Annotated in this window: 20 protein-coding genes; 8 read left to right on the forward strand and 12 right to left on the reverse strand. The window is 62.3% G+C overall.

All coding sequences use genetic code 11. The features are described from left to right. Positions 1 to 27: 27 nt before the first annotated feature. Positions 28 to 1047 (forward strand): hypothetical protein, encoded by a 1020-nt coding sequence (locus FSY59_RS19145; RefSeq protein WP_148729485.1) that lies wholly within the window; start codon positions 28 to 30, stop codon positions 1045 to 1047. A gap of 104 nt (positions 1048 to 1151) precedes the next feature. Here FSY59_RS19145 and FSY59_RS19150 read toward each other — a convergent pair whose 3' ends face one another. The 8 genes from FSY59_RS19150 to FSY59_RS19185 form a co-directional block, all read right to left on the reverse strand. Then, positions 1152 to 2051: a carbohydrate kinase family protein gene (locus FSY59_RS19150; protein ID WP_003051368.1), complete on the reverse strand. Its 900-nt coding sequence runs from the start codon at positions 2049 to 2051 to the stop codon at positions 1152 to 1154. 111 nt (positions 2052 to 2162) lie between these two features. After that, a complete protein-coding gene (locus FSY59_RS19155) occupies positions 2163 to 3428 on the reverse strand; it encodes a zinc-ribbon and DUF3426 domain-containing protein (RefSeq protein WP_148729084.1) in 1266 nt (421 codons plus the stop codon). A 61-nt stretch (positions 3429 to 3489) separates the two neighbouring features. Further along, positions 3490 to 4380, reverse strand: a complete 891-nt coding sequence (gene prmA, locus FSY59_RS19160) for a 50S ribosomal protein L11 methyltransferase (RefSeq protein ID WP_003051362.1) — start codon at positions 4378 to 4380, stop codon at positions 3490 to 3492. Positions 4381 to 4524: 144 nt separating this feature from the next. Further along, entirely contained in the window at positions 4525 to 5883 is a 1359-nt protein-coding gene (accC, locus tag FSY59_RS19165; RefSeq protein WP_003051359.1) for an acetyl-CoA carboxylase biotin carboxylase subunit, read from the reverse strand. 124 nt (positions 5884 to 6007) lie between these two features. After that, positions 6008 to 6457 (reverse strand): acetyl-CoA carboxylase biotin carboxyl carrier protein, encoded by a 450-nt coding sequence (accB, locus tag FSY59_RS19170; protein WP_003051356.1) that lies wholly within the window; start codon positions 6455 to 6457, stop codon positions 6008 to 6010. Positions 6458 to 6604: 147 nt separating this feature from the next. Next, a complete protein-coding gene (locus tag FSY59_RS19175; protein WP_003051354.1) occupies positions 6605 to 7156 on the reverse strand; it encodes a TlpA disulfide reductase family protein in 552 nt (183 codons plus the stop codon). Next, positions 7149 to 7751 carry a hypothetical protein gene (locus tag FSY59_RS19180; RefSeq protein WP_019043383.1) on the reverse strand — a complete coding sequence of 201 codons (603 nt, stop codon included), beginning with the start codon at positions 7749 to 7751 and terminating at the stop codon, positions 7149 to 7151. Before FSY59_RS19180 ends, FSY59_RS19175 begins: the two co-directional genes overlap by 8 nt. A gap of 44 nt (positions 7752 to 7795) precedes the next feature. Continuing rightward, positions 7796 to 7981: a hypothetical protein gene (locus FSY59_RS19185; RefSeq protein WP_148729085.1), complete on the reverse strand. Its 186-nt coding sequence runs from the start codon at positions 7979 to 7981 to the stop codon at positions 7796 to 7798. Between the two features lie 43 nt (positions 7982 to 8024). Between FSY59_RS19185 and mpl the strand changes: the two genes are divergently transcribed. Further along, positions 8025 to 9443 carry a UDP-N-acetylmuramate:L-alanyl-gamma-D-glutamyl-meso-diaminopimelate ligase gene (gene mpl, locus FSY59_RS19190; RefSeq protein WP_043376917.1) on the forward strand — a complete coding sequence of 473 codons (1419 nt, stop codon included), beginning with the start codon at positions 8025 to 8027 and terminating at the stop codon, positions 9441 to 9443. Positions 9444 to 9586: 143 nt separating this feature from the next. Here mpl and FSY59_RS19195 read toward each other — a convergent pair whose 3' ends face one another. Further along, the gene (locus tag FSY59_RS19195) at positions 9587 to 9904 is read right to left on the reverse strand and encodes a hypothetical protein (protein ID WP_003051343.1); all 318 of its coding nucleotides are present in this window, start codon (positions 9902 to 9904) and stop codon (positions 9587 to 9589) included. 398 nt (positions 9905 to 10302) lie between these two features. On the opposite strand from FSY59_RS19195, the gene FSY59_RS19200 reads away from it, so the two are divergent. Beyond that, positions 10303 to 10674, forward strand: coding sequence for a YqcC family protein (locus tag FSY59_RS19200; RefSeq protein WP_003051340.1), 372 nt, complete (start codon positions 10303 to 10305; stop codon positions 10672 to 10674). Positions 10675 to 10768: 94 nt separating this feature from the next. Here the strand turns inward: FSY59_RS19200 and FSY59_RS19205 are convergent, their stop codons facing one another. From FSY59_RS19205 to rodA, 3 genes are all read right to left on the reverse strand, one after another. Beyond that, positions 10769 to 11929, reverse strand: coding sequence for a 3-deoxy-7-phosphoheptulonate synthase (locus FSY59_RS19205; RefSeq protein ID WP_148729086.1), 1161 nt, complete (start codon positions 11927 to 11929; stop codon positions 10769 to 10771). Positions 11930 to 12464: 535 nt separating this feature from the next. Next, positions 12465 to 13925 (reverse strand): metalloprotease TldD, encoded by a 1461-nt coding sequence (tldD, locus tag FSY59_RS19210; protein ID WP_003051333.1) that lies wholly within the window; start codon positions 13923 to 13925, stop codon positions 12465 to 12467. Positions 13926 to 14308: 383 nt separating this feature from the next. Continuing rightward, entirely contained in the window at positions 14309 to 15490 is a 1182-nt protein-coding gene (gene rodA / locus FSY59_RS19215) for a rod shape-determining protein RodA (protein WP_003051327.1), read from the reverse strand. A 178-nt stretch (positions 15491 to 15668) separates the two neighbouring features. Here rodA and FSY59_RS19220 point away from each other — a divergent pair, with 178 nt between their 5' ends. The 5 genes from FSY59_RS19220 (at position 15669) to mtgA (ending at position 21117) form a co-directional block, all read left to right on the forward strand. Then, the gene (locus FSY59_RS19220; protein ID WP_003051324.1) at positions 15669 to 16253 is read left to right on the forward strand and encodes a YqiA/YcfP family alpha/beta fold hydrolase; all 585 of its coding nucleotides are present in this window, start codon (positions 15669 to 15671) and stop codon (positions 16251 to 16253) included. Between the two features lie 159 nt (positions 16254 to 16412). After that, positions 16413 to 18482 carry a ribonuclease catalytic domain-containing protein gene (locus FSY59_RS19225; RefSeq protein ID WP_043375147.1) on the forward strand — a complete coding sequence of 690 codons (2070 nt, stop codon included), beginning with the start codon at positions 16413 to 16415 and terminating at the stop codon, positions 18480 to 18482. Between the two features lie 29 nt (positions 18483 to 18511). Beyond that, positions 18512 to 19372 carry an energy transducer TonB gene (locus FSY59_RS19230; RefSeq protein ID WP_003051317.1) on the forward strand — a complete coding sequence of 287 codons (861 nt, stop codon included), beginning with the start codon at positions 18512 to 18514 and terminating at the stop codon, positions 19370 to 19372. Positions 19373 to 19537: 165 nt separating this feature from the next. Further along, positions 19538 to 20407: a shikimate dehydrogenase gene (aroE, locus tag FSY59_RS19235; protein ID WP_148729087.1), complete on the forward strand. Its 870-nt coding sequence runs from the start codon at positions 19538 to 19540 to the stop codon at positions 20405 to 20407. Beyond that, positions 20404 to 21117 carry a monofunctional biosynthetic peptidoglycan transglycosylase gene (gene mtgA / locus FSY59_RS19240; RefSeq protein ID WP_148729088.1) on the forward strand — a complete coding sequence of 238 codons (714 nt, stop codon included), beginning with the start codon at positions 20404 to 20406 and terminating at the stop codon, positions 21115 to 21117. The genes aroE and mtgA overlap by 4 nt, the downstream gene beginning before the upstream one ends. Positions 21118 to 21173: the final 56 nt, after the last annotated feature.

Genomic DNA, 21173 nt, shown 5'->3' on the forward strand with positions numbered 1-21173 from the left:
TTATGCAAATCAACGAAGGAGAAAATGATGGCAACTGCGAAGAAGACGGCCGCCAAGGCCACAACCGAGAAAAAGACACCTGCCAAAAAGGCGGCCGCGCCCAAGGCTGAAGCTGTGAAGAAAACAGCTGCAACCAAGACTGCTGCTCCCAAGGCTGCTGCTCCTGCAAAGGCTGCACCGAAGAAGGCTGCAACTGCTGCCAAGGCGGCTGCCCCCAAGAAGGCTGCAACAACCGCCAAGGCCGCTGCTCCAGCGAAGGCTGCCCCCAAGAAGGCTGCAACGACTGCCAAGGCTGCTGCTCCAGCAAAGGCTGCCCCCAAGAAGGCTGCAACAACTGCCAAGGCCGCTGCTCCAGCGAAGGCTGCCCCCAAGAAGGCTGCAACTGCTGCCAAGGCCGCTGCTCCAGCGAAGGCTGCCCCCAAGAAGGCTGCAACTGCTGCCAAGGCCGCTACCCCAGCGAAGGCTGCCCCCAAGAAGGCTGCAACTGCTGCCAAGGCCGCTGCTCCAGCGAAGGCTGCCGCCAAGAAGGCTGCAACTGCTGCCAAGGCTGCTGCTCCAGCGAAGGCTGCCCCCAAGAAGGCTGCAACTGCTGCCAAGGCTGCTGCACCAAAGAAGGCTGCAACAACTGCCAAGGCCGCTGCTCCAGCGAAGGCTGCCCCCAAGAAGGCTGCAACTGCTGCCAAGGCCGCTGCTCCGGCGAAGGCTGCCTCCAAGAAGGCTGCAACTGCTGCCAAGGCCGCTGCTCCTGCCAAGGCTGCCGCCCCCAAGAAGGCTGCAACTGCCAAGGCTGCTGCTCCCGCCAAGGCTGCCGCTCCCAAGAAGGCTGTAGCTGCCAAGGCAGCCGCCCCCAAGAAGGCTGCAACTGCTTCCAAGGCCGCTGCACCAGCGAAGGCTGCCTCCAAGAAGGCTGCAAATGGTGCCAAGGCTGCTCCCAAGAAGGCTGCCACACCTGCACCTGCCGCCGTGACCGAAACCACCGCACCCGTGGCGCAGACCCGCCTGGCACCTCAAGCCGCCTGGCCCTTCCCCACAGGCAACAAGCCCTGATCGGTTCGCTGACCTGCACGCCATAAAAAAGCCCGAGCTCTCTTGCGAGAGCCGGGCTTTTTTACATGCGCCGCGATCAGTACCCTCAGGGCACTGACATCGCATCAGGGCTGGAAGTCCAGCTGATAGTTCTGCGGGCCGCGTTGCGCAATCTTCAGCGCCCCCAAGCGGTTGCCCAGTTCGGCGCAGCGCAGCAGATCCCAGCCACGCTCCAGACCAAACAGGAAAGCACCGCGCCAGGCATCGCCACAACCCGTGGGGTCGACCACAGCGGCGGGCTTCACCGGCGCCACCAGGGTCTTCTCACCCTGCTGCCAGACTTCGCAGCCTTCGGCACCCAGGGTCACGACCAGACCGCGCACCTTGCGCGAGATCTCGTCAAAGCTCAGGCCCGTGCGCTCGCTGAGCATCTTGCCTTCATAGTCGTTCACTGCCACCCAGTCGGCCTGCTCGATAAAGGCCTTGAGTTCATCGCCGTTGAACATGGGCAGGCCCTGACCCGGATCGAACACGAAAGGAATGCCTGCAGCCTTGAACTGGGCGGCGTGGTCGATCATGGCCTGGCGGCCATCGGGAGCAATGATGCCGACCTTGACCTCGGCGGCCATATCGGCCGTGATCCGGTTCTCGTGCGCCTGCATCATGGCTCCGGGATGGAAGGCCGTGATCTGGTTGTTGTCACGATCGGTCATGATCATGCACTGCGCCGTGTGGGTGCTCTGCAGCTGGCCCACATGGCGGGTTTCGATGCCCAGGTCCCTGAAGCGCTGCACATAGTCCACGCCGTCGCTACCCACCATGGCCATGGGGTGAGCATCACCACCGAGCAGCCTCAGGCTATAGGCAATATTGCCGGCGCAACCGCCAAAATCGCGGCGCAGCGTGGGCACCAGAAACGACACATTGAGGATGTGGAGCTGGTCGGGAAGAATCTGGTCGGCAAAACGACCTTCAAAGGTCATGATGTTGTCGAATGCCAGCGACCCGCAGATCAAAGCGGCCATGGTGCGTTCTCTTTCAGAAATGAATGAAGGGGGGCTTGCGCCAACAAGGATGTACAACGGGCATTTCTATTGACGAGACACCCTGCCTGATCCGAATTGGCACAAGCCGTATTAGGGGTAAAAAACCAGCGCCCGGTAACCCGCCACGGCAGCGCCAAGATCCTGCACTTGCACAGGCAAGTTGACGCTCCACTCCTGGCGGGCTTGCAGCTGCTCCGGGGCACCAAGAGGCTTCAGGTCGATGACTCGGCGCAGCAAAGGTCTGTCCTGTGCATCGGTCAGGGTCAGCTCGGCCATGGGCATGGCCACCGGCACATCGGAGCGATTCTCCAGGGTCAGGCTCCACTGGTACTGACGGGCATCGGCAAGCTGCTTGAAGCCCGAGCCACTGATCACCACATCGGCAATCGCGCGGCGGGCCTGCAGCTCGCAGCCTGCCAGACTGCAGGCCTTGGCCAGCACGGGAGCCAGTGCCGGATACTGCGCTGCCAGCACATCGCGCTGCTGCCAGGCATGCTGTCCGACGACACCGGCAGCAGCCAGCAGCGAACCCAGCACCAGCGCCACGCGCATTCCTGCCGAGTGCCAGAAGGCCTGCCGACGGGCCTGGCGCACAAAGCCAGGCTCATTGCCAGCGATGGCACCAACCTCATCCTGATCCGCATCCGTGACGCCCTGCGCCCGGTCCCTGGCGGGTTGTATAGCGCCGATATCGGCGTGCGGCGGCGCCTCGCTCCGGGCTTTATCCTCGAGGCCATGCTCGGCCTCGGGCATCAGGACTTCGCTTGGCGGCACCAGCAGCTCCGGCTCCGGCTCGGCGGGAGCGGGAATATCACTGGTTTCCAGCCTGTCTTGCGGCTCCCTCACCTCGGGATGAGGCTCATGCAGGGCAGCCTCTGCATCCTCTTCAGTCAGAGGACGCGCCTGATCGACAAACGAGGGCTGCCCATCCGCCATCCCGGGCATGGACCCGCAAGGCTCTGGTTCGGAAACCGCATCGGCAGACTCCGCTGCCGGCGCGGCTTCTGCGGTCTGAGCAGCAGTCGCTGCCGCGTCTACCGAATCCGAAGCCGAATCCTGCAGAGCCTCGGCCTTCTGCACATCGAAGCCGGGAACATCCGCGACATCCTGCTGCGGCCAAGCCGGCATCTGCTGTTCGCCGGCTTCCGTCTGCCGCACCTCCTGCTCGGCCGGCTTCTGCGGCGCATCAGCAGCTTCCGGCTGCAGCAGCTCGTCGGGCACGGACTGCAAATCCTGCGAGGCATCAAAGACGCTTTGGCACATCCCGCAGCGCACCCAGCCCTGCGAGATACGCAGCTGGTCGGCAACCACTTTGAAGCGGGTTCCACAGGAAGGGCAACGGGTGACTTGGCTCATCAAGATGTCATTGTAGGCAGCAACCACCCGCACACCTGCTGGCGGCGGGTCTGTCTCGCGATCAGGCCGCGCGCCGGGCGGTCATGAGAATCCAGCCGTCCTCGCTATCGGCCACCTCGAGCTTGAGATAAGGCGCATAAGCCTCTTTCAGCTCGTCGGCCTGGCGCTCCAGAATGCCGGCCAGCACCAGATGGCCACCGGCCTGCACACGGCCGCACAGCAGCGGAGCCAGCACCTTGAGCGGAGTGGCCAGAATATTGGCCAGCACGGTCTGGTACTCGCCGTCGGCCGCATCGGGCAGACCGGCCTTGACCTCCACATGGTTGGCGCTGCTGTTGTAGTTGGTCGACTCCACGGCAGCGGGATCGATGTCCACCGCATCCACATCGGTCGCGCCGAACTTGGCGGCACCAATGGCCAGGATGCCCGAGCCGCAGCCGTAGTCCAGCGTGCGTCCCAGCGTCGCCTGGGGCTGGCGCGCAATCCAGCGCAGGCACATGCGGGTGGTGGGATGGGTGCCGGTACCGAAAGCCAGACCGGGGTCCAGACGGATGCTGACCTTGGCCTGCTCGGGCAGCTCATGCCAGGTGGGCACGATCCAGAACTCGGGCGTGATGTCCACGGGCTCGAACTGCGACTGCGTCAGGCGCACCCAGTCCTGCTCGGGCACGGGCTTGACGGCCAGAATCTTGCAGCCTTCGAAAAAGTCCTGCGGCAGCAGCAGATCACGCGCCTCGGTAGCCGCAGCTTCGCTGGGATAGAGGGCGATCACGCGGCTGCGGTTCCAGCCCTCCTTGGGCGCGGGCATGCCGGGCTCGCCGAACAGCGCCTGCTCGGCCTCGGTCTGCGCATCGGCATCTTCGACGGACACGCTCAATGCATCGAGTGCATCCAGCGCTTCGCTAATGGTTTCGACCCGATCTTCGGGGCACAGCAGGCTCAGCTCGAACATGGCCATCCTTTCTAGCAACCGCGTCATTCATGTCAGGCCGGGGCCGAAGACGAGAACGCAAGTTGTACTTTCCTGAAAAACGAAAATGCTGGCCTCCGTTGCCAGAGGCCAGCATGGGAACTCAGAGCTGCAAGGCTCCTGATCTCATCGCTTGTTGGGCGTGCGATGCGTCAGCCACTCTTCCAGGTAGTGGATGTTGGTGCCGCCTTCCATGAACTTGGAGTCGACCATCAAATCCTGGTGCAGCGGGATATTGGTGTTGATGCCTTCCACCACGGTCTCCAGCAAGGCGGTACGCATGCGGGCCATGGCCTGCTCGCGGGTATCGCCATAGGTAATGATCTTGCCGATCATGGAGTCGTAGTTGGGCGGCACGAAGTAGTTGTTGTACACATGGGTGTCCACACGCACGCCAGGGCCGCCGGGAGCATGCCACATGGAGATGCGACCGGGCGAGGGGATGAACTTGTACGGATCTTCCGCGTTCACGCGGCACTCGATGGCGTGGCCCTTGAACTCGATCTGGCGCTGCGTGAAAGGCATCTTCTCGCCGGCCGCGATCATGATCTGGGTGCGCACGATGTCGATGCCCGTGATCAGCTCGGTGATGGGATGCTCCACCTGCACGCGGGTGTTCATCTCGATGAAGTAGAACTCGCCGTTCTCGTACAGGAACTCGAAGGTACCCGCACCGCGATAGCCGATCTTCTTGCAGGCCGCGGCGCAGCGCTCGCCGATCTTCTCGATCAGACGGCGGGGAATGCCGGGAGCCGGAGCTTCCTCGATCACCTTCTGGTGGCGACGCTGCATGGAGCAATCGCGCTCGCCCAGATACACGGCGTTCTTGTGCGTATCGGCCAGCACCTGGATTTCCACGTGACGTGGGTTCTGCAGGTACTTTTCCATGTAGACGGCAGGATTGCCGAAAGCAGCGCCGGCCTCGGCCTTGGTCATCTGCACGGCATTGATCAGTGCAGCTTCGGTGTGCACCACACGCATGCCGCGACCGCCGCCGCCGCCCGAGGCCTTGATGATCACGGGATAACCGATGGTCTTGGCAATGCGCTTGATGAGTGCGGGATCGTCGGGCAGTTCGCCGTCCGAGCCGGGCACGCAAGGCACGCCGGCCTTGATCATGGCTTGCTTGGCCGACACCTTGTCACCCATGGTGCGGATGTTCTCGGGCGTCGGGCCGATAAAGGTGAAACCGCTCTTTTCCACGCGCTCGGCAAAGTCGGCGTTCTCGGACAGGAAGCCGTAGCCGGGGTGGATGGCTTCCGCATCGGTCACCTCGGCAGCCGAAATGATGGCCGGCATGTTGAGGTAGGACAGCGGGGAAGGAGCCGGACCGATACACACGGCCTCATCGGCCAGCTTGACGTACTTGGCATCACGGTCGGCTTCGGAATACACCATCACCGCCTTGATACCCAGCTCACGGCAAGCGCGCTGGATGCGCAGGGCGATCTCGCCCCGGTTGGCAACCAAAATTTTCTTAAACATGAAGTTCCTCGCAGCTTGGTGCCTGTGCCGCAGCACAGACCACTGCCAATGACTCAGTCGCGCAGCCAGTGGCTAGCGCACCTCGGCGCTGCAATGCGAACTGCATGCAACGCCTCATGATCTATCACTCGATCACGAACAGAGGCTGGCCGTATTCCACAGCCTGGCCGTTTTCACCCAGAACGCGAACGATGGTGCCGGTCTTGTCGGCTTCGATTTCGTTGAGGATCTTCATGGCTTCAACGATGCAGATCGTGTCGCCTTCCTTGACCTGGCTGCCCACATCCACAAAGGCCTTGGCGCCAGGGCTGGAGGCACGGTAGAAAGTACCGACCATGGGCGACTTGACCACGTGACCTTCTGCAACGGCCGGGGCGGCCACCGGCGTGGCGGCTGCGGCAGCCACGGGGGCGGCCATCATGGGAGCAGCTTGCACGGGGGCAGCGACGTATTGGTGGACCACACCTTCGCTCTTGACGATACGGACCTTGCCCTCTGCTTCGGTGATCTCCAGTTCCGACACATTCGATTCGGACACCAGATCAATAAGGGTCTTGAGTTTTCGCAAATCCATGGGAGCTCCAGCGACGTAATTCTAAACAGGGCGCGAATTTACCTCAAATTCGGCCTTCTGCGTGCATTGGCAGATATTTTTCACTAACGTCGCCATGGAATTTAGTTACCTACACTTTTCTGACGACAAGAGCAATGTTCGTTCGCTCTATTTGCTCCAATCTGTCAGATCTTCGCGGGAAAGCTCGCCTATTTTACGTTGTCGCACTTGCCCCTTGGCGTCAAAAAGAACCGTGAATGGCAGGCCACCCTGCAAGTTACCGAGGCTACGGGTCAGCCCCAATCCCCCTTGCATGGCAATGGCTACCGGAAATTGCACGGGTTGGCGCTGCAAAAAACGCATCACTGCTTCGGATTTGTCGACCGCTAACCCCACGACCTGAATGCCTTTTGCGCCCTGCTGCGCCGCAAACTCGCTGAGCATGGGCAGCTCCTTGACACAGGGGGGACACCAGGTGGCCCAGAAGTTCACCAGCAGGGGACGGCCCTGTAAACCAGCCATGGCAAAAGGCTTGCCATCGGGAGTTTCAAACGTCTGACTCCATAGCTGTGCCTCGACGCCAGGGCCCATGGCCTGCGGCTGGCTGCGCCACCAGGCCACACCGGCGCCCCCCCCGGCCGCCACTGCGGCCACCGCGCCGGTCAGCCACAGACGGCGCGAGCCATTGGTCGACTTGTTCTCAGGGGTGTTTTCACTCATCGCGGCTCTCCTGCAGCAGCTTGCGCAAGGCCTTGGCATCGCCACGCGGGCTGCGGCCATGGCTGTCGGGCTTCATGGCGCCGCGCATATCGTCATGGTCGTAGACCAACAGGTGCACGCCCACGGTTTCGTTGATCGGCTTGCACAGTGCGTGAACCGAAAGCGCCTCGACCGGCTTGCCCTGAAAGCCGGTGACCGTGCTCGGCTCGTACTGCACATGATTATTGATGAGCGCTATTTCGGCCGACTTGGGATCATCGCAGAACAGCTGCAGATAGATGTCCGACAGCCGCGTGGCCGTACCGCGCCAGACGGCTCCAGCCAGATGCGGGCGAAACTCCTGCAGCCTGTCCATCCAGACCAGGGCCAGCTCGCGCAGCGCCTGAAGCTCCTGCGGCTGCGTGTCGCCGCAGAACAGCTCTATATATTCGCGCACGGCCTCTTCAAGCTGGTCGTTATCGGGCAACGCCGAGCGGCCGGGCAGACCGAGCTGGCGCACGGCCCGCTGCTTGGCAGGACCCCATTCCAGGCCTTCCTCCACCACCAGACGAGCCGCTGCCTGAGCGATTTCAGCAGTCACGTTATCCAAACTCATAGCGCCATTTCATCACGCCCACCGCAGCAAGCGCAGCAGGTCATTTACGCATTGTGACCCAGATGAATGACCGCACTTTGACCTGGCCCGTAGAGGCCAATGTTTTGATAGCTGCTGGCACCCTCTTTGTATGGAACTGAAAGTAAAAACACATTTAGATCTATATAGATCATGCGCAACAAGCTATCAATTTGATAAGAAAGGTTACCGCCAGTACCCAGGCGGGTCATGGCTCGCCGCCAGGTCATGTCGGCAAACGTAGAATCCCCGGCCATGCACATACATATTCTGGGCATTTGCGGCACCTTCATGGGAGGCCTGGCCGCCTTGGCACGAGAAGCCGGTCACAAGGTGACGGGCTGCGATTCCGGCGTTTACCCGCCGATGAGCGATCAGCTGCGCCAGCTGGGCATCGAGCTGATCGAGGGCTATGGCGCCGACCAGATCGCGCTCAAGCCCGATATGTATGTGGTCGGCAACGTGGTCAGCCGCAAGCGCCTGGCCGATGGCTCGCCCAAGTTTGCGCTGATGGAAGCGATTCTGGACACCGGCGCCGCCTATACCAGCGGTCCGCAATGGCTGGCCGAGCATGTGCTGCACGGTCGCCATGTGCTGGCCGTGGCCGGCACCCACGGCAAGACCACCACCACCTCCATGCTGACCTGGGTGCTGGAGTGCGCGGGTCTGCAGCCCGGTTTTCTGGTCGGCGGCGTGCCGCTGGACTTCGGCGTCTCCGCCCGCCTCGGCGCTGCCAGACGCCCCGTCACCGGCCCCGGCCCCGTGGGCGATCAGCCCGTGTTCGTGATCGAGGCCGATGAATACGACACCGCATTCTTCGACAAGCGCAGCAAGTTCGTGCACTACCGCCCTCGTACGGCCGTGCTCAACAACCTGGAGTTCGATCACGCCGACATCTTCGACGATCTGGCTGCCATCGAGCGCCAGTTCCACCATCTGGTGCGCACCGTGCCATCGACCGGGCGCGTGGTGAGCAATGGTCTGGAAGAAAGCCTGAGCCGCGTGCTGGCCCAGGGCTGCTGGAGCGAAGTGCGCAGCTTTGGCGCAACTGTCAGCGATTTCAGTGCCGATGGCGATCCCGGCGACTTTGCCGTGCTGCAGCGTGGCCAAAAAGTGGCGCAGCTGCGCTGGAGCCTGACCGGCGTGCACAACCAGCTCAATGCGCTGGCCGCCATCGCCGCCGCCGACCATCTGGGCGTCAGCGCCGAGCTGGCCTGCGAAGCCCTGTCGCGCTTTCAGAACGTCAAGCGCCGCATGGAGCTGCGCGGCACCGTCAACGGCATCGATGTCTATGACGACTTCGCGCACCACCCCACAGCCATCCGCACCACCCTGGACGGCCTGCGCCGCAAGCTGGGTGCACAGGCCCGCATCCTGGCGGTGTTCGAGCCACGCAGCAACACCATGAAGCTGGGCACCATGAAAAGCCAGCTGCCCTGGTCGCTGGAAAGCGCCGATCTGGTCTTCTGCCACACGGCGGGCCTGGACTGGGATGCCGCCGAAGCGCTGGAATCCATGGGCGTAGGCCCCAGCCAGCGCGCTCAGGTCGCCGGAGATATCGAGACCCTGATAGCGCAGATCACCGCGGTCGCACGCCCCGGCGACCATATCGTCTGCATGAGCAACGGCGGCTTTGGCGGCATCCACGCCAAGCTGCTGCAAGCGCTGAAATAAGCCCGGATAAAAGCCAATGCCCGCTCTACGCGGGCATTTTTCATTGCTCGGGCACAGACCAGGCCAGAGACGCCAAGTAAGTGCCGCCCTGCAGCAAAGGCGTCGTCCCCCGGGGGGGGAAGCCGCAAAGCGGCTCAGGGGGATCAGTAACTAATCGACATCGCCGGCACATCCACCCGGATCAGGGGCTTGGCCAGCACGGCATGGGCAGCCAGGGCATAGCTGTTGCGCCAGTCCTGGTTGTCAAACAGCTCGGGACGGTTGCGCGCCTCACGCGCCACCACCACCAGCTTGTCGGCCAGCAACACCTTGCCGGTAGCCCGCAAAGGCTCGCATTCGAGCGAGACAAACTGCTGGTCCAGCCAGCGTCGGCCTTCGTCCGAACTCACAGGGGACAGCGACTGGGTATCGACCCGGTATTCACGGTCGCCATCCAAAACCACGATTACTTCACTACGCATAAATCTCCTCTGACCTGGTGACTCTTGCACCATTCGTTGTCGTGGCCACAGCTTAATGTGTGGCCGCGGTGCTGAAGACGCTGCAAGCTGACGGCTTGCAAACAGCTGCGGCAACCCATGCAAGGCCTGAAAGCGTGCCTCAAGCATCACAGCGGTTACGGGAACATGGTGTGCAAAGCAATGCAAAACACAGTAAATTTCATAGCATTACTCACATACTTGGCATCAATATAAGGGCAAAACTATCTTTTTCAAGTGCTCTTGCGACCTCGTAACTCGCTGGTTATCTCCAGGCCGTTCGCTATCTTGAAAACACGATGAGAGGACTCAGATATTGGGCAGCTCTTTGACGAATGCCAGTTTGCAAGGCCGTTGCAATGCCTTCAGGAACCCTCACCATGACCGCTGAAAACATCCATCAAGAAATACGCGAGCATCTGCTACAGCTGGAGGCCGAACTTCAAGTCCAGAAGCTCTGGTCTGCCGTTGCCCCGGACCCCAAGGCACTGGAATCCACCACGCCCTTCATGTACGACACGCTCAAGCTGCACGAATGGCTGCAGTGGGTGTTCATCCCGCGACTGCGCGCCGTGATCGATGCCAAGGGCAGCCTGCCCCACCAAAGCCATGTCTATCCGCTGGCCGATCACGAGTGGCAGCAGCGCACCGACTTTGACAAGCAGCATCTGCTGCGCCTTCTCAACCGCATCGATGCCACGCTCAACGGCTGCGATATGACACCTGAGCCGGGACCGGACACCAAGCACTGAGCCTCCAGACAGTCCGCTCCATTCCATCTCGAAAGGCAAACAGGCCACAGGGAACACTCCCTGTGGCCTGTGTCGTTTATGCCCGTTCTGTCGATCAGGCCGGTACTTCAGCTTCCTGCTTGCAGGCTGCAGCCGCCGCTCGGCGCTGGCTCACGGCCTGCGACAGCTCCTGCAGCGTTGCCAGGGAATCGTCCCAGCCCAGGCAGGCATCGGTAATGCTCTGGCCGTAGGTCAGATCGCAGACCTCGTCCTTGCCGGGAGTGAACTTCTGGGCACCGCCGACCAGATGACCTTCGACCATCACGCCGAACACGCTGCTGGAGCCACCGGCGATCTGCGCCGCGATATCGCGGGCCACATCCTTCTGGCGCTCATGCTGCTTGTTGCTGTTGGCATGGCTGCAGTCCACCATCAGCGAAGGCGTGAGGCCTGCTGCCTCCAGATCCCGGCAGGCCGCCGCCACATGCTCGGCATCGTAGTTGGGGGTCTTGCCGCCGCGCAGAATCACGTGGCAGTCCTGGTTGCCTCCCGTGTGCACGATGGCGACCTGGCCGTTCTTGTGCACCGACAGGAAGTGGTGACCGCGGCTGGCCGACTGAATCGCATCGGTGGCAATGCGGATATTGCCGTCAGTGCCGTTCTTGAAGCCGATCGGCGCCGAGATGCCCGAGGCCAGTTCACGGTGCACCTGGCTTTCCGTGGTGCGGGCACCGATGGCACCCCAGCTGATCAGATCGCCGATGTACTGGGGCGAGATCACGTCCAGGAACTCGCTGGCCGCAGGCACACCCAGGCGGTTGATGTCGATCAGCAACTGGCGCGCGATGCGCAGGCCTTCGTCGATGCGGTAGCTCTGATCCAGGTAGGGGTCGTTGATCAGTCCCTTCCAGCCCACGGTGGTGCGGGGCTTCTCGAAGTAGACGCGCATCACCACTTCCAGCGTGTCCTTGTACTGCTCGCGCACGACGGCCAGGCGGCGGGCGTAGTCCAGGGCAGCGGCCGGATCGTGAATCGAGCAAGGACCGACGATGACCAGCAGACGGTCATCCTGCGCACGCATGATGTTGTGGATGCTGCGGCGGGTGTCGCTGATCAGCGTTTCCACGGCGGTGCCGCGAATGGGGAAGAAGCGGATGAGGTGCTCTGGAGGAGGTAACACTGTGATTTCCTTGATACGTGCGTCGTCGGTCTGGCCTGTCTTGGGAGAGCCGGCGCGATACCAGGAATCGGTGGATGAAGTGTTCAGAGCAGTCATGGCTATCTTTCGTGAGGTGTTTGATCGTTGAAAACCGGGGGTGCTGAAACGTAGGGGTGAAAAAAAACCGCCGGGCTTTGCAGCTTCGGCGGTTCTTTGGGAGGTGTTTGCAGGGTGCGCGCGTTTACCTCTCAGCCGCCGGGGGCGAGAACCAAAAGTAAAAGAAATAAGCGCGTTGCGTTTGCATGTCTTTCAATGTAGCACAGCTCTTTTGCATTGCAACATCCGCGGCCGGCGCGGCAGTTCTGTCAAAAACAGGTTTCCCCTCTGACATGGCGCATTTTTCACAATTTTCTTTCATGCAGGTTTTTTGTGTTTTTTCTATATTTTCAGAATTTTATTGATATAAATTTCCATATACCCATATTGAATGCAATTTTTCAGCGAATCGACAATATTCGCGCTCAGACATCAAAACACCCTTGAAAGACCCTGCTGGCAGGCGATTGCCGCTCTCGGAAACGACAAGACCCCGGTCTGCCATGCAGAGCGGGGTCTTGCTTTCGGCGGGAAGACCCGCCGGGGGGAATCTCCGTCAGGCCGTGCCGCCGACCGTCAGGCCGTCGATGCGCAGCGTGGGCTGGCCCACGCCCACAGGCACGCTCTGACCTTCCTTGCCGCAGGTGCCCACGCCCGAGTCCAGGCGCATGTCGTTGCCTATCATGCTGATGTGCTTGAGTGACTCCGGGCCGCTGCCGATGATGGTCGCTCCCTTGACGGGGTACTGGATCTTGCCGTTTTCCACCCAGTAGGCTTCGCTGGCGGAGAACACGAACTTGCCGCTGGTGATGTCCACCTGACCGCCGCCGAAGTTGGTGGCGTACAAGCCCTTCTTGATGGAGCCGATGATCTCCTGCGGATCCTTGTCGCCACCCAGCATATAGGTGTTGGTCATGCGTGGCATGGGGATGTGGGCGTAGCTTTCGCGACGGCCATTGCCCGTGGGCTTGACGCCCATCAGGCGCGCATTCATCGAGTCCTGGATATAGCCCTTGAGAATACCGTCCTCGATCAGCACATTGCTCTGGCTGACATGGCCTTCGTCGTCCACGTTCAAGGAGCCGCGGCGATCGGCAATCGTGCCGTCGTCCAGCACGGTCACGCCCTTGGCGGCCACGCGCTGACCGATGCGACCGCTGAAGGCGCTGGAGCCCTTGCGGTTGAAGTCGCCTTCCAGGCCGTGGCCCACGGCCTCGTGGAACAGCACGCCGGGCCAGCCCGAGCCCAGCACCACCGTCATCACGCCTGCCGGTGCGGGACGCGATTCGAGGTTGACCAGGGCCGCGTGCACGGCCTCGTCCACATACTGGCTGATCTGTTCGTCGCTGAAATAGGCCAGACCGAAGCGACCGCCACCGCCGGAGGAGCCCACCTCGCGGCGGCCCTTCTGCTCGGCGATCACCGTCACCGACAGGCGCACCAGCGGACGCACGTCGGCCGCCAGCGTGCCGTCTGCGCGGGCCACCAGCACCACATCGTATTCACTCGCAAGGCCGGCCATGACCTGCACCACGCGCGGATCCTTGGCGCGGGCCAGCTTTTCCACCTTGCCCAGCAGTTCGACCTTGGCCGTGCTGTCCAGCGTGCTGATAGGGTCCAGCTCAGGATACAGGGAGCGGCTTTGCGCAATCTTCTGAGCCCCTGCCTTGACGCGGCGCGTCTGGGTCGCGCTGGAGATGGAGCGCACGGTGCGTGCAGCATCCAGCAGCGAGGCTTCGGAAATGTCGTCGGAATAGGCAAACGCCGTCTTCTCGCCGCTGACCGCGCGAACACCGACGCCCTGATCGATTGAGAAGGAGCCGGTCTTGACGATGCCTTCTTCCAGACTCCAGCCTTCGGCGCGGGTGTACTGGAAGTAGAGATCGGCATCATCCACCTGGTGCGAGCGAATTTCGGCAAGCGCGCGCGCAAGATGGGTTTCGTCCAGGCCGAAGGGCTCAAGCAGCAACTGACGGGCCGTGGCCAAGCGTTCGATGGTGGGTTCGCGGGAAATCATGAGAGCATTGTAGAGACAGCTGCAAGTCCTGACTTGTCTCGGGCTGCGCATAAAAAAGAGCGGAATGCTGCCCCACCAGGCTGAACAACATTCCGCTCCATTCACTTAGCTTCACACTTGCCGGGTTCCGCCCTGCCCGCTTTGCATGGCAGAACCCCACCTGGGTCTTTGCCGCTCCCGCTTGATCGGTCTTTTGACCCCCAGAACCGTTTGTAAACGCTGTTTACAGTCCAGGCAAGGCCTTGGACGGAACTACTGACATTTTTCAACGATCTAAGCCTGCCACCCCGCCGCGCACTTTCCTATAAAACCATTACTCAAAGCTTGCAAAACATGAGATAGCAGCTCTTTTTTTAAGAGCACAGCAGCCCGATCACGGGTCTTCACGCATGGGGAATATGCCCATCACCACCGGGCAGTTGCCGCTGTGCCCGCGACACCGACATCAAAACGCCCAGCGCCAGCCCCAGCGTGACCATGGCCGTGCCGCCATAGCTGATGAAAGGCAGGGGCACGCCCACCACCGGCAGGATGCCGCTGACCATGCCCATGTTCACGAACGCATAGGTGAAAAAGATCATGGCCACGGCAGCCGCCATCAGTCGGCCGAACAGCGAGTTGGCGTTCATGGAAATGGCCAGCCCTCGCCAGACCAGCAGCAAGAAGCCGACGATGATGAACAGATTGCCTATCAGGCCGAACTCTTCGGAATAGGCAGCAAAGATGAAGTCGGTGGTGCGCTCGGGAATGAATTCCAGGTGGGTCTGCGTGCCGGCCATGAAGCCCTTTCCCCAGACGCCGCCCGAACCGATGGCGATCATGCCCTGAATGATGTGGAATCCCTTGCCCAGGGGATCGCGCGTGGGATCCAGCAGGGTGCACACGCGCGTGCGCTGATAGTCATGCAGAAAATACCAGCTCACGCCATCGGCGCAGAGCTGGGGCTCGAACCAGACGATGAGGAAAATGCCGACCACGGCCAGCAGCACGGGCGGCACGATGAGCTTCCAGGGCAGGCCGGCAAAAAAGATCACGGACAGGCCGGCAGCCATCACCAGCAGCGAGGTGCCCAGATCGGGCTGCTTCATGATCAGGCCCACGGGCACCATCAGCAGCACAAAGGCGATGACAAAGTCCGAGGCGCGCAGATTGCCCTCGCGGCGCTGGAACCACCAGGCCAGCATCAGCGGCGTGGCGATCTTCAAAAGCTCCGAGGGCTGAATCACCACCCCCACGTTCACCCAGCGTGTGGCCCCCTTCTTGGTGATGCCGAACAAGGCCACCGCCACCAGCAGCACCACGCCCAGGGTGTACAGCGGCACGGCCACCTTCATCAATTGCTGGGGGGATATCTGGGCCAGCACGAACAGCAGACCCGCCGCAATCAGCATATTGCGTCCATGATCCACAAAGCGCGTGCCGTGATCGAAACCCGCCGAATACATGGCCAGCAGCCCCGCACCCGCCAGCATGGCGATGAAGAGAAGCAACAGGAAGTCAAAGCCGCGAAACAGCGGAACAATGCGTTGCAGCAGCGAGGGCTTATCGAATTCGATGGCGGACATGGGCCGCAATTATCGGGGGAGCCGGCTGCCGTGCAGTCTGCAGGGTTGAGCTTTGCTGACGGCTCAGCACTGCCTGACCCCATTCACCCTGTCATAGGCCTTGCCCCCCTGATAGTCTTGAGGCAGACAGTCCACAATGGCCGGGACCAAAGCGCATTCACAAGAGGAGATTGCCACCATGACAACCACCCACCTGCTGTACCTGCACGGCTTTCGCTCCTCCCCCCAGTCCAACAAGGCACGCATCATGGCGGACTATGTGGGCGCCAGGCATTCCAAGGTACGCTGGTGGTGCCCGCAGCTACCGCCCTCGCCGCGCGAAGCGGCAGCCGTGATCGTCGAGGGCATCGCCAACTGGCCGCGCCAGAACATGGCCGTCATGGGCTCGTCGCTAGGCGGCTACTACGCCAGCTGGGTGGCCCAGCTGGCGCGCTGCAAGAGCGTGATGATCAATCCCGCCGTAAACCCGGCCCGCGACCTGGAAAAATACATCGGCGAGCAGTCCAGCTGGCATGACCCCGAGGAAACCTTCTTCTTTCGCCCCGAATACATAGAGGAACTGCGCCAGCTCGACACCCGCGCCATGACGCCGGCAGCGCCCGAGATGGTGTTGATCGCCCAGGGCGACGAGGTGCTGGACTGGAACGAAATGAGCGAGCGCTACCCTCACGCGCTGCAACTGGTGCAGGAAGGCGGCGACCATGCCCTGAGCAACTTTGCCGAGTATCTGGACCGGATCGACGAGTTTCTGGCCCTGGCCTGATCCCCTTCTGGCCGCCATGCGCCGCCCTCCCGGCAGCAGCTGCCACACTGCAGATCGCCGCTTTGTTCGCAGCGCCCGCCTTGGATATTGACCGATCTCAAGCATGAACTGAATCACTTCCGAGCGCCAAATGTTCGGCTCGTGGGAAAATGCGCGGTTATGCACGCACTGTTTGAAGAAGCCGGCAAATTTCTGGCCGGGCGCATCCTCTCCGAAGCCGAATCCTCGGCCCAAGTCGAACTGGACTCGGGCAAGCGGGTCAAGGTCAAGGCCGCCAATATCCTGCTCAAATTCGAGAAGCCGGCGCCTGCCGAGCTGATCGCTCAGGGCCAGGCCCAGGCCGCCGAGATCGATCTGGATCTGGCCTGGGAATTTGCGCCCGAGGAAGAGTTCGGCTTCGCCGACCTGGCGCGTGATTATTTTTCCGAATCCGCGACGCTGGCCCAGCAGGCCGGCGCGCTGTTCCGGCTGTACGACGCACCGCATTATTTCCGTCGTGCAGGCAAGGGCCGCTTCAAGAAGGCCCCTGCGGAAATCCTGCAGCAAGCCCTGGCTGCCATCGAGAAGAAAAAGCAGATCCAGGCGCAGATCGATACCTGGGCCGAGGAGCTGGGCCGCTGCGAGTGCCCGCAGGCGATTCGCGAGCAGCTCTACAAGATTCTGTTCAAGCCCGACAAGAACGCTCCCGAATACAAGGCCGTGGTCGACGCCAGCCGCGCCACCAAGCTGGCCCCGCTGGAGCTGCTGCACCGCGCAGGCGCCATCGACTCTTCCTACCAGTTCCACTGGAAGCGCTTCCTGTTCGACAACTTCCCCAAGGGCACGGGCTTCCCCGCCGTGCAGGCTCCCCAGCCGCCGGCCGATCTGCCCGTGGCCAATGTGCAGGCTTTCTCCATCGACGACTCGGCCACCACCGAAATCGACGATGCGCTGTCCGTCACGGGCCTGGGCACGGGCACCGTCACCGTGGGCATCCACATTGCCGCTCCCGGTCTGGCCATCACGCCCGGCGGCGAGCTCGACAAGCTGGGCCGCGCCCGCCTGTCCACGGTCTACATGCCCGGCTACAAGATCACCATGCTGCCCGACGACGTGGTGCATATCTACACGCTGGACGAGGGCCGCTCCAACCCAGCGGTCTCGCTCTATGTGCAGATCAACGAGGAAACGCTGGAGACCGTCTCCAGCGAAACCCGTCTCGAGCGCGTGCCCGTGGAAGTCAACTTCCGCTACGACAAACTCGATCACATCGTCACCGAGGAATGGCTGACCGACTCCTCAATCCAGGTTGAAAACACGCCTGACTCCTTGCAGGGAAAGCGCAAGGAGCTCACCTTTTTGCAGCGCTGGTCCAAATTCCTCAAGGCCAATCGCGAAGTGGTGCGCGGCAAGCCCGAGAACTTCAACCGCCCGGACTACAACTTCCGCCTCGTCGGCAACGACGGCGCCGAGCCCAACGGCAGCGAGCAGGTGCAGATCACCGTGCGCAAGCGCGGCGCACCGCTGGACCTGATCGTGGCCGAGGCCGCCATCGTGGCCAACAGCACCTGGGGCCTGATGCTGGCCGAGCACGGTGTGCCCGGCATCTACCGCAGCCAGGCCAGCCTGGCACCCGGCGTCAAGGTGCGCATGAGCACCAAGGCCTTGCCGCATGCAGGCATAGGCGTGAAGGCCTACTCCTGGGCCACCTCCCCGCTGCGCCGCTATGTGGATCTGGTCAATCAGTGGCAGATCATTGCCTGTGCCCGCCACGGCAAGACGGCGGCCCTGGCCGCCCCGTTCAAGCCCAAGGATGCCGAGCTGTTCGGCATCATCAGCAGCTTTGACGGCGCCTACAGCGCCTACAACGGCTATCAGGCCGGCATGGAGCGCTTCTGGACGCTCAAGTATCTGGAGCAAAACGGCATTACCGAGCTCACGGCCAGCGTCTTCAAGGAAGGCCCCAACGGCTCCTTCCTGGTGCGCGCCGACAATCTGCCGCTGGTGCTGCCCGTGCTGGGTGCGCAGAATCTCCCGCGCGCAGCCCATGTACGCGTCAGGCTCGGCGAGATCGACGAGATCTCGCTGGACATCTCGGGCACGCTGATCGAGCGCCTGGATGCAGATGCCGAGGCCGGGAACGACAGCGAGGACAGCGGCGAGGACGATGACGACACCGTGGCCGGCCCCATCTCCATTGCGGTGGACATGAACGACGCCGATCCCGCTGCAGACCAGCCAAAGTCCTGATCTCCACACCTCATCGCCCTGACGCTGCCGTGAAACTGCCCACCTCTCTTCAACGACTGAGCACGCTGCAGCTGGCGCTGGGCGTGTCCATCGCCGTCCATGCCGTGTTGCTGACCATCCGGTTCGTGGATCCGGAAAGCTTCGAGCGCGTGTTTCAGGACACACCGCTGGAAGTGATTCTGGTCAACGCCCGCGCCAACGAGGTGCCGGACAAGGCGCAGGCCATCGCCCAGACCTCGCTGGCCGGAGGCGGCGATGCGGACCAGGGCCGGGCCACCAGCCCCATGCCCTACTCGGCCCTGACGGCCGTGGGCGACGACTTCGAGGAAAAGCAGCGCCAGCTCGATGCCATGCAGGAGCAGCAGCACCAGCTGCTGACGCAGCTGCGCCAGCAGGTGGCCGCGCTGCCACCCATCGATCCTCGCCTGAGCGCCGACAACAAGGCCCTGGAAGCCCAGGAAGAAAAGCGCCTGCAGCTCATCAAGCTGCTGGCCGAGATTGAAAAGCGCATCAACGAAGAAAACGCGCGGCCCAAGAAGCGCTATATCAGCCCAGCCACCAAGGAGGCCGTCTACGCCGTCTACTACGACGCGCTGCGCCGCAAGGTGGAAGACAAAGGCACGGAAAACTTTCCCGAAAACAAGGGCAAGAAGCTGTATGGCGAGCTGGTCATGATCCTGACCGTGAACCATGACGGCCGCGTGCTCTCCACCGAGGTCGTGCAGGGTTCGGGCAACCGCATGCTCGATACCCGTGCCGAGGCCATCGCCCGGGCCGCCGGCCCCTACGGCCACTTCGGCCCGGCCATGCGCACCAAGGCCGATCAGATCGCCGTCGTCTCGCGCTTCAGGTTCACACGCGAGCAGACACTGGAAACAGACATAAGGTGACCCCCTGTACCCCCTTCGACGTCTTTCCCCGCTCTCGCGCGGGGAGCGCAGCCAGTGCGCCGGGACGGCTCTTGCACGGCTGCCTTGGCTTAGACTGCGTCGGTTTCGCAGGCCACTGCCCCCAAGCGCACCCCACTCTGTTGAGCGATTTCTTTCAGCCTTTGTATGACAAATACGCTTGATGCCTACTGCGTCATGGGCAACCCCGTTGCCCATAGCCGCTCCCCCTGGATCCATGCCCGCTTTGCCGAGCTGACCGGCCAGCCCGTCAGCTACGAGCGCGCTCTGGTGCCGCTGGATGGCTTTGCCGATTTTGTGCGCGAGTTTGCCGCGCGCGGCGGCAAGGGCTGCAATGTGACCGTTCCCTTCAAGCTGCAGGCAGCCGAGCTGGCCACCAGCGCCAGCGAACGCGTGCGTCTGGCCGGTGCCGCCAATACCCTGGTATTCGGCAGCAACGGCATTCATGCCGACAACACCGACGGTCTGGGCATCGTGGCCGACATCACCCGCAATGCCGGCGTGCCCATCACCGGGCGCAATGTGCTGCTGCTGGGTGCGGGTGGCGCAGCAGCCGGGGCACTCGGTTCGCTGATCGAGCAACAGCCGCAGCGCATCGTCGTCACCAACCGCACACAGGCCAAGGCCGTGGCGCTGATTGAGCAGCACGCGGCCATTGCCGCACTACATAAAGTAGAGCTGGCAGCACTTGAAAGACAAGTGCTTGAAACCGATTTGACCCAGAATTTCGACATCGTCATCAACGCCACGGCCAGCAGCCTGGCCGGGGCTGATGTGCCCGCCCCCGCCAGCGTTCTGCACGCACGCAGTCTGGCCTACGACATGATGTACGGCCCCGCCGCCCAGAATTTTCTGAACTGGGCCGGCAGCCATGGCGCGCTGGCGCGTGATGGCCTGGGCATGCTGGTGGAGCAGGCCGCCGAGTCCTTTACGCTCTGGCGCGGCGTGCGTCCGCCGTCGGCACAAGTCTTGGCCGAGCTGCGCGCTCTGCTGCACGCCGAAGCCACGCCACCATGAAAGCTCTCGGCCGACTGCTATTGCTGGTGCTTTGCGCCACCTTGCTGCTGCAATTGTTTTTTGTGGCACGCATCGCAGTCATGGCCTGGCTGGATCCTGACTCCACCAGCTATCAGCGCTCCGAAGCCTGGCAGCTTGCGCACAGCAGCGAGGGCCTGCGCTGGCGCCAGCAATGGGTGAACTACGACCAGATCTCCGGCAACCTCAAGCGTGCGGTGATTGCTTCCGAAGACGCCGGCTTCATGGAGCATCATGGCGTGGAATGGGATGCTGTTCAGAAGGCCTGGCAGCGCAATGCCAAAGCCGAGTCCAGAGCCGCCGGAAGCCACAGCAAGCCCGCCAAGATCTATGGCGGCTCCACCATCACCCAGCAGTTGGCCAAGAACCTGCTGCTGTCGGGCGAGCGCAACTTTCTGCGCAAGGGCCAGGAGCTGGTGCTGGCGCAATTGCTGGAGCTGATGCTGAGCAAGCAGCGCATTCTTGAGATCTACCTCAACAATGTGGAATGGGGCCAGGGCGTGTTCGGTGCCGAAGCCGCCGCCCGGCACTACTTCCGCAAGAGTGCGGCCCAGCTCAATGCAGCTGAGGCGGCCAGACTGGCCGCCATGCTTCCGGCGCCCAAGCGCTTCGAGAAAATGCCGCAATCGCGTTATCTGGCGCAGCGCAGCCGCACAATTGCACGCTATATACCGATGGTGACAGCCCCCTGAGGCGCTTCGCCTGGGCGGCCCCGCGCCTTCGGCAGCATCGCCACGAGGCGGCTCTT

Source organism: Comamonas sp. Z3 (genome assembly GCF_008121565.1).
Lineage (GTDB): Bacteria > Pseudomonadota > Gammaproteobacteria > Burkholderiales > Burkholderiaceae_C > Comamonas > Comamonas brasiliensis.